General features: G+C 63.6%; 7 protein-coding genes. 6 read left to right on the top strand and 1 reads right to left on the bottom strand.

The genetic code is table 11. From position 1 onward, the window contains the following. Nucleotides 1-20: 20 nt before the first annotated feature. The 4 genes from WFP36_RS11455 (at nucleotide 21) to WFP36_RS11440 (ending at nucleotide 6824) form a co-directional block, all read left to right on the top strand. Entirely contained in the window at nucleotides 21-1187 is a 1167-nt protein-coding gene (locus tag WFP36_RS11455; protein ID WP_336980631.1) for an HlyD family secretion protein, read from the top strand. Then, complete coding sequence (locus WFP36_RS11450; protein ID WP_336980630.1) at nucleotides 1187-2758, top strand: DHA2 family efflux MFS transporter permease subunit; 1572 nt, start codon at nucleotides 1187-1189, stop codon at nucleotides 2756-2758. Before WFP36_RS11455 ends, WFP36_RS11450 begins: the two co-directional genes overlap by 1 nt. A gap of 8 nt (nucleotides 2759-2766) precedes the next feature. Further along, nucleotides 2767-4227, top strand: coding sequence for an efflux transporter outer membrane subunit (locus WFP36_RS11445; RefSeq protein WP_336980629.1), 1461 nt, complete (start codon nucleotides 2767-2769; stop codon nucleotides 4225-4227). A gap of 248 nt (nucleotides 4228-4475) precedes the next feature. Continuing rightward, nucleotides 4476-6824, top strand: coding sequence for a TonB-dependent receptor (locus WFP36_RS11440; protein WP_336980628.1), 2349 nt, complete (start codon nucleotides 4476-4478; stop codon nucleotides 6822-6824). Between the two features lie 97 nt (nucleotides 6825-6921). Here WFP36_RS11440 and WFP36_RS11435 read toward each other — a convergent pair whose 3' ends face one another. Further along, nucleotides 6922-7839, bottom strand: coding sequence for a LysR family transcriptional regulator (locus tag WFP36_RS11435; protein WP_336980627.1), 918 nt, complete (start codon nucleotides 7837-7839; stop codon nucleotides 6922-6924). Between the two features lie 307 nt (nucleotides 7840-8146). Here WFP36_RS11435 and WFP36_RS11430 point away from each other — a divergent pair, with 307 nt between their 5' ends. Together WFP36_RS11430 and WFP36_RS11425 are read left to right on the top strand one after the other, a co-directional pair. Continuing rightward, nucleotides 8147-10474: an arylsulfatase gene (locus WFP36_RS11430; protein WP_336980626.1), complete on the top strand. Its 2328-nt coding sequence runs from the start codon at nucleotides 8147-8149 to the stop codon at nucleotides 10472-10474. 227 nt (nucleotides 10475-10701) lie between these two features. Continuing rightward, on the top strand, nucleotides 10702-12675 hold the full coding sequence (locus tag WFP36_RS11425) for a TonB-dependent receptor plug domain-containing protein (protein ID WP_336980625.1): 1974 nt from the start codon (nucleotides 10702-10704) through the stop codon (nucleotides 12673-12675). The last annotated feature ends 70 nt before the right edge of the window (nucleotides 12676-12745 follow it).

Below are 12745 nucleotides of genomic sequence, written 5' to 3'. Positions count from 1 at the left end.
TTCGAAAGGATCATGAGACAGTGACGAGCCCAACCGCCGAAGAACTCGGTGCGGACGAAAACGCGTCTGCAGCCGAGGCGAAGCCATCGCCCCTGAAGCGCAGGGGAGTGCGGCTGGTCATGCTGGGCGTGGCTGTTGTCGCGCTGGTGCTGGGGGCCAGCTGGTTCGCCAATTACTGGATGGTCGGTCGTTATGTGCAGGGCACGGACGACGCCTATGTGCAGGCCGATGCCGTTATCGTGGCGCCCAAGGTGGCGGGCTATGTCGAGCAGGTCTTCGTGGCGGACAATCAGGCCGTGGCAGCGGGCGATCCCCTGTTCAGCATCGATCCGCGCGATTACCGCTCGCAGGTCGCGCAGGCGCAGGCGCAGATCGACATGGCCAATGCCAGCGCCAAGGGCCTGCAGGCCCAGATCGCCGAGCAGCATGCCGCCGTGGATGGCGCGATCGCCCAGCTCGCTTCGGCGGAGAGCGACCTGCGTTTCGCCAAGACCATTCGTGACCGCTACGAGGCTCTGGCGGCCAGCGGCGCTGAATCGCGCGAGACCTTTGCCGAGAAGCGCAGCCAGTTCGAGCGCGCCGAAGCCGCCGTTGCCGCCCGCAAGGCGAACCTCGCCAGTGCCCAGCGCCGCGTAGCGACGCTGGAGGCACAGGTCGGCCAAGCCAAGGCGCAGGCCGAAGGCGGCGTGGCGCAGCGGGCCGCCGCCGATGTCGATCTCGGCTCCACCGTGGTGCGTGCCAGCATTGCGGGCCGTATCGGCAACAAGACCGTGCAACCCGGCCAATTCGTGCAGCCGGGCACGCGCGCCATGTCGATCGTGCCGGTCCAGCAACTCTACATCACGGCCAATTTCAAGGAAACGCAGGTGGGCCTGATGCGTGTCGGCCAGCCGGTGACGATTGAAGTCGATGCGCTGGAAGGCGTCGAGCTGAAGGGCAAGGTGGAAAGTTTCGCACCGGGCACGGGCGCGCAGTTCTCCCTGCTTCCGCCGGAAAACGCCACGGGCAACTTTACCAAGATCGTGCAGCGCATTCCCGTGCGGATCGCCGTGGATGCGGGGCCTGAAACCCGCGCCTTGCTGGTGCCCGGCATGTCGGTACATGTCTCGGTCGATACGCGGTCGGCCAAGGGTTCGATCGAGAAGATCGCCAAAGAGCAGAAGGCTCTGGAGCAGGCTAAGAAGTAATGGCCGCCGCTGCCGCCCCAATGGAAGCGCCTGCCGCCGGCACGCGCCCGCCTAACGCCGATCTGGGCGCCTGGCTGGCGGTGATGGCGGGCACGCTCGGCGCGATGATGGCGACTTTGGACATCTCCATCGTCAACTCCGCCCTGCCCACGATCCAGGGCGAAATCGGGGCGAGCGGCACGGAAGGGACGTGGATCGCCACTTCCTTCCTTGTGGCCGAGATCATCGTCGTGCCGCTGTGCGGCTGGTTCGAGAAACTGCTGGGCCTGCGGCGTTTCCTGTTGATCTCCGCAATTCTGTTCACGGCCTTTTCCGTGCTGTGCGGGGTGGCGGACAATCTGACCACCATGATCATCGGGCGTGCCGGGCAAGGGCTGGCCGGGGGCGGCATGATCCCCACCGCCATGACCATCATCGCTACACGCCTGCCGCGGCATCAGCAGCCCGTCGGCACTGCCCTGTTCGGGGTCACCGCCATTCTCGGCCCGGTGATCGGCCCTGTGCTGGGCGGCTGGCTGACCGAGGAATTCAGCTGGCACTACGCTTTTCTCATCAACGTTCCGATCGGTGCCCTGCTTGTCGCACTGCTGCTGATTGGCCTGCCCAACCAGAAGATGAAGCCGGAACTGCTCAAGGACGCGGACTGGCTGGGCCTGGTCGGCCTCTCGGTGGGGCTGGGCTGCATGACGGTGGTGCTGGAAGAGGGCAATCGCGAGCAGTGGTTCGCCTCCGCTCACATCGTCCAGCTGACTATCGTGTCGGCGATCGGCTATGCGATGATGATCGTCGGCCAGTTCCGCGCGAAAGATCCGATCATTCGGCTGGCCCTGCTGTTCGACCGGCAGTTCGGGGCCGTGGCCGTGATGGCCGTAATGCTGGGCATGGTGATCTACGGCACGTCCTACGTCATCCCGCAATTCCTGGCCGCCGTCGCCGATTACAATGCGCTGCAGGCGGGCCAGGTCGTGATGATATCTGGCATTCCGTCCATGATGGTGATGTTCGTTGCCCCGCTGCTGATGCGCGTTTTCGATATCCGCGTGGCGGTGATCCTGGGGCTGATGATCCTGGCGCTGAGCTGCTGGGTGGATACGGCGTTGACCGCAAATTCGGTGGGAGGCGACTTCGTCGAATCCCAGCTGCTGCGCGGTGTGGGCACGGTGTTTGCCTTCCTGTTCCTCAACCAGGCGGCGATTTCCTCCGTGCCGCCCCAATATGCAGGCGATGCGTCCGGACTGTTCAACGCGGCCCGTAACATTGGCGGTTCGCTGGCGCTGGCTGCAATTGCCACGGTGCAGGAACAGCGCCTGTGGTTCCACTCGCGCCGGATCGAAGAGACGCTTCAGGCCAACAGCGTCGCCGTGCAGGACCACGTCTCCGGCATGGCGCAGACGCTGGGTGGGACCGATACGGCCCTGCGCGCCATTTCCGGTACCATCACGCGCGAGGCGCTGGTGATGACCTATAACGACATGTTCTGGCTGCTCGCGGTGGGCATCCTGATAGTCACTCCGCTCGTCCTGCTGCTGCGGCCGCTGCCCAAGGACATTTCCGCCGCTCCGGCCCATTGAGACACCCGATGCGATATTCCACGCGCCACCTGATCCTTCCCGCCTTGCTGACGCTCGGCGCCTGCACCGTGGGCCCGAACTATGCCGGACCGCCCGCACTCGGTTCCGCTTCGGGCGGGGACGGCTTCGTGCGGGCCGAAGGCGATTTCGCGCAGGGCCAGCCGGCGCTGGCCGAATGGTGGACCGCTCTGGGCGATCCCGTGCTCAATGAACTGGAGGCTCGCGCCCTGGCGGGGAGTCCCGATCTCGCTGCTGCGAAGGCACGCATCGGCGGCGCACGTTCCGCCCTCGCGGTGGAGAAGGCCGGCAGCAAGCCCTCGCTCAGCGCCATGGGAGTTGCAGCCCATGTCCGCATTCCCGATCTCGGTGGAGGCAGTTCCAGCACGGATCCCACGACGGAAGAGGAATCGGGCGGCACGACGTCGACCAATATCTTCAATCTGGGCCTTAATGCCGCATGGGAAGTCGATCTGTTCGGTGGCCAACGCCGCAAGGACGAGGCCGCCCGCGCCGAGCTTGCCGGAGCAGAGGCCAGCGCCGAGGACGCGCAGGTCAGCCTCACTGCCGCCGTGGCAGAAGCCTATATCGACTATCGCGAGCGGCAGCAGCAGCTCGCCATGGCCGAGACCGCAGTGAAACTGCGCGAAGAACTGGCTGTTTTTGCCCGTCAACGTTTTGAGGTGGGGGCAGGGACTTCCGTGGCGGTGGAGCAGGCCAATGCCGCGCTCGAGCAGGCACGCCAGCAGGTCGCCCCGCTGCGGGCAGAGGCGCAGAGCTATGCCAATGCGCTGGCGATCCTGACCGGCGAGGCTCCCGGCGCGGTCGATCCGCTCCTGGCGCAGGTCGCCCCGGTGCCGTTGCCGCCCACCAGCGTCGCAGTGGGCAATCCGGAGGAACTTCTCAAGCGCCGCCCCGACATTCGTGTGGCCGAACGCAGGCTGGCGGCCCAGAACGCGCGGATCGGCGTGGCGGAAGCCGCACGCTTCCCGCGCCTCAATTTCATGGGCATTCTGGGTGTCGGCGGCAGCAATATTGCCGATCTCACTCATCTCGACGATTTCACTGCCGTTGCAGCGCCCATGCTGCAATGGAACTTCCTCGATTTCGGGAAGGCCAAGGCGCAGGTCGGCCAGGCCGAAGCCCGGCGCGATGAGGCCGAGGCGCTGTATCGCGGCACTGTGCTCGGTGCCCTGCGCGACGTGGAAGATGCGCTGGCGGCCTTCCGCGCCTCGCGCGAGTCCGTCGCAAGCCTCGCCCGCGCGGAAGAAAGTGCGGCGAAGATCGAGGATTTCCAGCGCCAGCGTTTCGAACTCGGCGCGGCAGGGAAGCCCGCCCTGCTCGAAGCGGAACTGGCGCACAATTCCGCCAGCGAGGCGCTGGACCGCGCGAAGGCAAAGCTGACCGGCGATTTCGTTGCGCTGCAGAAGGCCCTTGGCCTTGGCTGGAGCAATCCCACCACCGTCCAGTAAACGATCTGCTTATGTGGCCGGAGGGCTATGCCCCTGCCTTCCGGCCACACCCCACGGGCCATAAGTTATAGCTTATGGCCGTCATAGAAGGTTGCTCCGTTGCTAAGCGACTGAGTCTGCCAATATTTCCTGCCCCGTCCGGAGCGGGGGACTTCCATCTCATCTTCCGCCTCTCCGACGCCAGAGAGCGGGCGGCGCGCGCCACGGCCAGCGCGCTGCCCGAAAGCGATAAGAATTTGGGAGGAAATATGCGTATCACGAAGACCAGCCTGTTGCTGTGCGCGGCGACTGGCGCTGCCCTGGCAGGGGCGAGCCCCGCATGGGCGCAGGACGCGTCGGCTGCCGACGCTGCAAATGACGATATTGGCGAAATCATCGTCACTGCCCAGTTTCGCGAACAAAGGCTGCAGGACACGCCCATCGCCATTACCGCAATCGATGGCGACGGCCTTGCTGCGCGCAGCTACACCACCGTGACCGATCTTACCAATAGCGCGCCCAACGTGGTGCTGAAGCCCACCAGTTCGGCATTCGGCCCGGGCGCCGCAGTGTTCATTCGCGGCGTTGGCCAGGCGGACACCAATTTCGCTTATGAGCCAGGCGTCGGCCTTTATGTGGACGATGTCTATCACGGCACGGTCTTCGGCTCGCAACTGGACCTGCTGGACCTTGACCGGGTGGAAATCCTGCGCGGCCCGCAGGGCACGCTGGCGGGCAAGAACTCCATCGGCGGCGCGGTGAAGCTCTATACGAAGAAGCCCACGGGCGAAGGCGGTTTCCTGGAAGGCACGATCGGCTCGCGCGATCAGATCGACCTGCGCGGCAGCGGGGACTTCACTCTTGTGCCCGACAGACTGTTCATGCGGCTTTCCGGCGTCACGCGCCATCAACAGGGCTATGTCACGCGTTACGACTTCGGCTGCAGGAATCCCGGCGTCGCCGGCGTTCCGGCGACCGGATCGCCCAAGGAAGATTGCGTTATCGGGCATGAGGGCGGCAAGGACTACACCGCTGGCCGTCTTGCCTTGCGCTGGGTGGCGAGCGACAATGTCGAAGTGAATATCTCCGCCAGCAAGCTGGTGGACGATTCCGAGCCCGCCGCCACCACGCTGCTGGCACTGACGGTGGCCCCTACGCTTACGCCCGGCTTCACTGACCGTGCGCTCCTGATCCCGGCCAAGGGCGAGTATTACAACTACTCCACTTATGTCACGCCAGCCTTCACGGATGCGGACGGTTCCCATCCGGCCACGGTGTGGGACCCCAATACGCGCCTGCGCGCCTGGGAGGTCGCCGGTACCGTCGACTGGACGATCAGCGACACCTTGGCCCTGAAATCGATCACTGCCTATCAGGACCTGTCCGGTTCCTACGGTTCCGATTACGACGTGACGCCCTTCGGCATCAACACGTCCAACATCACCAATTCGCATCACCAGTTCACGCAGGAACTGCGCCTCAACGGCACCAGCTTTGCCGACAAGCTCGATTGGACCCTGGGCGCCTATTACTATGATGCGACCAGCTATATCGAAGGCGGCGACATTATCGCACCCGGCCTTGCGACCTCATCGGTCTTCTATTCGGACGACACGATCCCGGCCGAGAGCATTTCGGGTTTCGCCCATGCCGTGATCCACGTGACCGATCGCCTGAACCTGACAGGCGGCATCCGCTACACGCATGACAAGAAGGACTATCACTTCCGCCGTCTGAATGTGTTCGACACGAGCGAGCCCAGCTATACCGCGCAGAACAAGATCGACGGGGCAGTGGGCAAATATTCCGGCGACCGCTGGGATTACCGCATCAATGCCGATTACGAGCTGACGCCTGACCTGATGGTCTATGCCCAGTTCTCCACCGGCTATCGCGGCGGCGGCGTGAACCCGCGCCCCTTTGTGATCCAGCAGGTGCAGTCGTTCGAGCCTGAATCGCTCAACGCCTATGAAATCGGCTTCAAGAGCGATTTCCTGAATCGGGCCGTGCGCCTGAACATGTCGGCCTTCGTCAACGACTACAAGGATATCATCTTCTCCAATACCGCACCTACTGTGGTGGACGGAGTGACGATCAGCGCCCAGAACGCCACGCCGACCAATGCCGGCGATGCACGCTTCACCGGTGTGGAGGCCGAACTGACCCTGCGCCCGTTCAAGGGCTTCACTATCGACGCGACCGGCAGCTATCTCGACTTCCAGCTCAAGAGCATCGGCGCCTCCGGGGCGACGATCAGCGGCATCACGCTGGATTCACAGGCGCCCTACATCACCAAGTGGAAGGGCAGCCTTGGCGTTCAGTACGCGGCAGATCTGGGCAGCGCGGGCACGCTGACGCCGCGTTTCGATCTGGCTTACCAGTCGTCCTTCTTCACTGCGTCCGACAATAATCCGGCCACGCTGGTGCCGGCCTATACGGTGATGAACGCTCGCCTTGCCTGGACCTCGCCGGATGAGGACTGGCAGGTCGCGCTGGCCGTCACCAATCTGGCGGACGAGTTCTATTACCGGAACAAGAACCGTCTGCCGATCGGCATTGTCTCCGGCCAGCCGGGCGCGCCGCGCGAATGGTCGCTCAGCGTTCGTCGCAATTTCTGAGGTACCTCCCGAGGCGGGCCGTTATCGGGTTGAGCACCCGATAACGGCCCGCTTCACCCATTGCGGGGAGGCGCGTTCGGGCAAGCAGGCGCCTGCCTCAGCCAAGGCGCGCGGAAGGCGGGGTCTCGTTAAGCGCAGCCAGCACGAAATCCTCCACGATCCGGGCCGCGGGAGTGGCCGATGGCGCGCGTGCCACAACCCGTTGCAGCGGCGGGAGATCGGCAACGATCACTTCCAGGCGGCCATCAGCAACGCTCTCGGCCACCTGTTCGTACATCAGCACGGCCACGCCCTGGCCGTCTTCCACCATCTGCTGGATGATGTCCGGAAATTCCACATAGAGGAACGGCCGGGCCGGCTTGATGCCCTTGTGCCGGAACTGCCGCTCCACCCAATGCTCGGGCTGCGCTTCGGAAGAGTGGATGATGTAATTGAGTTCGTCGAGCGTCACTTCACCTGCATCGAGCCGTGCGCGCGTGCCCGGCGCTGCGACCAGCACGGTGGGCACTTCGGCGATATGCCGGACATTGGGCCAACTGCCGATCATATCCCCGACGGAATAGACTACGATGTCGATCCTGCCGCGATCGAACCCGCTTTGAACTTCGTCCGGACGGATCAGCGGCATCAGCACCAGCTCGATTTCAGGATGTTCCCGATAGAGGCGGGGCAGCACGGGCTTGAGATAGACGTCGCGCAGGCGCGGACCGATGCACAGTCGCACGCGCTGGCGGCGCGAGCCGGGATTGTCGCCGCGCATCTCCTTGCTGGCGCTCAGCATCAGTTCCGCGCTCTCCAGCAATTTCGTGCCGTCATTGGTAAGCAGCGGAGTGGTCCCCCGACGGCGGATGAACAGCTGACAGCCAAGTCGATCTTCCAGCATCGAGATCTGGTCGCTCACCGCAGGCTGGGAAATGCCGAGCTGATCGGCCGCGCGGCTGAAGCTGCCCGCTTTTGCGGCGCAGACGAAGGTTCGCAGCTGCTGAAGCGTGAAATCGCGCTTGTCCTGGAACATCCGATTTCCCCCTGTCCGGCGCCCTCTGTCGAGGAGGCCATAAGTTATAACTTATGTATCCTATAAGCACCGGATGCCTTGCAATGGCAAGGCTGAGAATGTCTCTTCCGCATGGAAAAAGGCGCAAAAAGCGCCGTTTTGAGTGGGCTGTTGCGGGAGATGGCGAAGTGACGAGAATGGCGGGCAAGCCTTGCACCCAAAGCAATTGTCGCCGTCCTGGCCCTGCGCCCACGCACCCGCAGATCACTCACACATCGACATTCCATATCGGCTTCCGCTGCGTCCGCGACGTGGCGGGACGAGCCGCATGAAACGGAGAGAGCTTGCAATGACTTCCAGAAATCGTCGCCTCCGGCGGGGCAGAACCGTAATTGGTACCGCGCTTGCCATAGTCTTTACCGTCCATGCTGCAGGGGTTTCAGCGCAGGAACAGGCCGCTGCCTCTGCTCCGGTTCGCGAGTGGAAATATTACCCGCAGCCGCCGCGCGCTCCGGCCGGGGCGCCCAATGTATTGCTTATCATGACCGACGACGCCGGCTTCAGTTCGGCCAGCACGTTCGGCGGCCCGATCCCCACGCCAACCTTCGACGCACTGGCGAAGGAGGGGCTGCGGTATAACGAGTTCCACACCACCGCCATGTGCTCGCCCACGCGCGCGGCGCTGCTGACGGGCCGCAATTCCCATGCAGTGGCCAGCGGCTCGATCACCAACGTCTCGGTGGACGAGAAGGGTTACACCTCGGTGATCCCCGATAGCGCCGCCACGATGGGCCGCGTGCTGCGCGATAATGGCTATGACACCGCGTTCTTCGGGAAGAACCATAATACGCCGCTGTGGGAAACGGGTCCGATGGGGCCGTTCAACCATTGGCCCAACGCCTGGGGCTTCGACTATTTCTACGGCTTCAATGGTGCGGCCGACGACCAGTTCCGGCCGCAACTGATCGAGAACCGCAATCAGGTGGAGCCGCCCACAGATCCGGATTACATTCTCGACAAGGACATGACCGATCACATGATCGACTGGCTGCGCATCCAGCGCGTCCAGCGGCCGGATCATCCTTTCTTTGCCTATTACTCGCCCGGTTCCATGCATTCTCCGCATCAGGCGCCGGCAGACTGGATCGCGAAGTTCAAGGGCCAGTTCGACATGGGCTGGGACAAGTTGCGCGAACAGAATTTCGCGCGGCAGAAGGCACTGGGGGTGATCCCCAAGGATGCCGTCCTCACGCCGCGCCCCGATGTCCTCCCTGCCTGGGACAGTATCGGCCCCGAAGCGCAAAAGATGTATGCGCACCAGATGGAAGTCGCGGCGGCGCAGCTTGCCTTCTTCGATTTCCAGCTGGGCCGGGTGATCGAGGAACTGCGGCGGACGGGCCAACTTGAGAACACCATGGTGATCTATCTCCAGGGCGACAACGGTGCGAGCATGGACAGCCAGCATGGTTCGAGCATGGAGTTGCAGAGCCTGCTGGGCATCGAGCCGAGCGAGGCGGAACTGGTCGCCAATTCCGCTGCGGACGGCACGCCCCATTCCTATTCCAACTACAATGCCGCCTGGGCCTGGGCCCAGAACGCGCCGTTCCCCTGGGGCAAGCAGATTGCCTCGCATCTGGGCGGGCTGCGCGACGGACTGGTGATCAGCTGGCCCAAGCGCATCAAGGCGAAGGGGGAATTGCGCAGCCAGTTCCACCACGTGATCGACATCGCGCCGACGATCTACGAAGCGGCGGGTGTAACGCCGCCGGAAACAGTCGACGGGGTGAAGCAGCAGCCGATCGACGGCGTCAGCATGCTCTACAGCTTCGATGCCCCCAAAGCGCCTTCCACCCGGCGGGAGCAATATTTCGAGATGCTGGGCAACCGGTCCTACTACAAGGATGGCTGGCTTGCCTCGACCACTCCGGGTCGCGCGCCTTATGACCGCTCGCCCGACCCGCTCGATCCGCAGAAGTTCGGCTGGGAACTCTACAATCTCGACAGCGACTATTCGCAGTCGAAGAACGTGGCCGCGCAATATCCCGCCAAGCTGGCCGAGCTGAAGGCTGATTTCGAAGCGGCCGCGGTGAAGTACGATGTCAATCCGATCGCTGCAGACCTCATCGGCCGGGTGGGGGCAGGCAATCGTCCTTCGATACTCGATGGGCGTAAGGACTTCACTTTCCACGCGAGCAATACGCGTTACCCTGCAGGCTCTTTCCCGGCGTTGGCGGCAGGCTGGGACATGGTCGCCCGCTTTTCCACCACCAGTGCCGAGGCAGACGGGCCGATCGTCTTTTCCGGCGACGAAGCTGGCGGGGCAGGCCTGTTCCTGGAGGGCGGGCGCCCCGTATTCCTCTACAATGCGACAGCGCGCGAGAAGGAGCGCAAGTGGCTCAGGGGCGACGTGCTGGCCCCGGGCGAGCATGAGGTGACCCTGTCTGCCACGGCCGATCCTGCGGCAGGCCCCCGTGCGGCCCGGCTGGTGATGCTGGTGGATGGCAAGGAAGCGGCTTCGGCGTCCTTTCCGATCTTCTATCCGCCCCGCGGGGCAGGTGTGGTCGGCCGCTATTCCACCCGTACTCTGCTGCAGGGCTTGGCCAATCCGCCCGCGAAGGGGCTGGTGGTCGATACGGTTCGCTTCAGGCAGCGCTGAACCGCCGGCAATAATTCGCAGGAATGCTGGACCCCCGTTCGCCGGATGGCGTTCGGGGGTCTTTTGTCCTGCATGGTGCGAAACACGCGGAAAACTGCCGTGTAACGCGCTGTAACCGGCCATATTACCGTAATTAACTTATCTGCCCGACCGATTGCCGCGATCCCCGCCCGGCACGAGCAGGCCCTTGACGCGGTCTGCGCAGATATATTCGGAGTTGGGGGAAGATGAGGAAGTTCACGTCACGCAAGTACCGGCCGTATATTTCGGGCTCTGCGGCATTGGCTGCCCTGGCTTTGGCTGCGTTTCCGCAGGCGGGTCATGCGGCGGAGAGCGATGACGAAGCTTCCGGAGCGCAGGACGAGGCGGCGGCCATCGTCGTAACCGCCTCCCGCTCTGGTGACGGCGTGCGTGCGGATCAGCTGGGTGCCTCGGTCACCGTGCTCGACAGCGAGGCGCTGGAGCAGCGCCAGACCCGCGTGGTCTCTGATATCTTGCGCGACGTGCCCGGCGTGGCGATCAGCCGTACGGGCGCCATTGGCGGCCAGACGGCAGCGCGCTTGCGTGGCTCGGAAGGCAATCACGTGCTGGTGCTGATCGACGGGATCGAGGCAGCTGACCCCTATATGGGCGAATATGATTTCGGCACTCTGATCTCCGATCCGGCCGCGAAGATCGAAGTCCTGCGCGGGCAGCAGGGTTCCCTCTACGGTTCGGATGCGATTGGCGGGGTGATCCACTACATCACCCTGTCCGGGCGTGAGGCGCCCGGCATCAGCATCAGGGGCGAGGGCGGCTCGTTCGGAACGGTTGGCGGCGCGGTGCGCGTGGCCGGTGCGTCGAGCGATTTCGACTACGCCGTTTCCAGCAGCCTGCACCATACGTCGGGCTATCCCACCGCGCGTGATGGCGTGCGCGATCTGGCTTCCACCAGCCTTGGCGCCAGCGCGAAGCTGAACTGGACGCCCTCCGACAATTTCAAGCTGACGGGCGTGCTGCGTTACAGCTGGACCGACGCCGATACGAACGACACCGAGAATGACAGCACCAAGCCGGATTTCGGCCACATCGTGGACAGTCCCGGCGTCCATTATGTCAATGAGGCGTTCTATGGCCTGCTGGCGGCTGAACTGACCGCGCTGGACGGACGCTGGACCAACACGCTGACGGGCCAGTTTTCCGACACGCAGCGCAAGGGCTTCAATCTCGATGGCCTGAATTATGGTGACAAGGGCCAGCGCTACAAGGGCAGCTTCGTGTCCAGCCTCCGCCTGGGCAATGATGCGATCTCGCACCGTCTGACTGCAGCTGTGGATGTGGAGCGCGAGGAATTTCAGAACACCAGCCCCTATGCCTTCAATGGCCGGCGCCACACGGACAATGTCGGGTTGGTGGGGCAGTATGAGCTTTATGCCGGGAATTTCTCCGCCGGCGTGTCCGTCCGGCACGATGACAATAATCGCTTCGACAATGCCACCACCTGGCGCGTGCAGGGTAGCTATCGCCTGCCGACCGATACCCGCATCCGCGCGGCCTATGGCACGGGCGTGAAGAACCCCGGCTATTTCGAACTCTATGGCTATATGGATGGTCGATATATCGGCAATCCGAACCTCAAGCCGGAGAAGTCCGAGGGCTGGGAAGCCGGGCTTGAGCAGAGCTTCATGGATGGCAAGGTCACGCTGGGGGCGACCTATTTCGATTCCGTGCTGACGGACGAAATCTACACCACCTATCCCGCGCCCGATTACGTCGCGACACCCAGCAACCGGGTGACCAAATCCAAGCAGAATGGCGTGGAACTGTTCCTTGCGGCGCGGCCAGTGCCGCAATTGCGGCTCGATGCCTCCTACACCTATCTCAATGCCAAGGAAGACGGCGTGGTAGAGGTGCGCCGCCCGGGCGACATCGCCAGCTTCAACGCCACCTGGTTCAGCAAGGACGAGAAATTCTCGGCCACGCTGACCGTGCGGTATAACGGCCGGACCGACGATGTCGCCTATACCGATCCAAGCTGGGTTCCGGTGCGCGTCTCCATGGACCCGTTCACACTGGTGAACCTCAATGCCCAGTATGAGGTGATAAAGGGCCTTTCCGTGTTCGGTCGGGTCGAGAACCTGCTGAATGAGGACTATGAGGAGGTCTTCAGCTTCGCCACGCCGGGCACTTCGGCCTATGCCGGGATCAGTGCCCGGTTCTGACCGGGCGCGTTTCCGCCATGGCCATGCCGCGCAAGTGGACGCGGTGCCTTTTGCCGCTTCTCCTGCCTCT

This window comes from Fulverythrobacter fulvus, assembly GCF_037154085.1.
GTDB classification, from domain to species: Bacteria; Pseudomonadota; Alphaproteobacteria; order Sphingomonadales; family Sphingomonadaceae; genus Andeanibacterium; species Andeanibacterium fulvum.
This window is presented reverse-complemented; position numbering and strand designations above follow the sequence as displayed.

Coding starts and splice junctions, on each gene's coding strand:
- WFP36_RS11450 (WP_336980630.1), top strand. CDS start 1,187: ATGGCCGCCGCTGCCGCCCCAATGGAAGCGCCTGCCGCCGGCACGCGC.
- WFP36_RS11445 (WP_336980629.1), top strand. CDS start 2,767: ATGCGATATTCCACGCGCCACCTGATCCTTCCCGCCTTGCTGACGCTC.
- WFP36_RS11440 (WP_336980628.1), top strand. CDS start 4,476: ATGCGTATCACGAAGACCAGCCTGTTGCTGTGCGCGGCGACTGGCGCT.
- WFP36_RS11435 (WP_336980627.1), bottom strand. CDS start 7,839: ATGTTCCAGGACAAGCGCGATTTCACGCTTCAGCAGCTGCGAACCTTC.
- WFP36_RS11430 (WP_336980626.1), top strand. CDS start 8,147: ATGAAACGGAGAGAGCTTGCAATGACTTCCAGAAATCGTCGCCTCCGG.
- WFP36_RS11425 (WP_336980625.1), top strand. CDS start 10,702: ATGAGGAAGTTCACGTCACGCAAGTACCGGCCGTATATTTCGGGCTCT.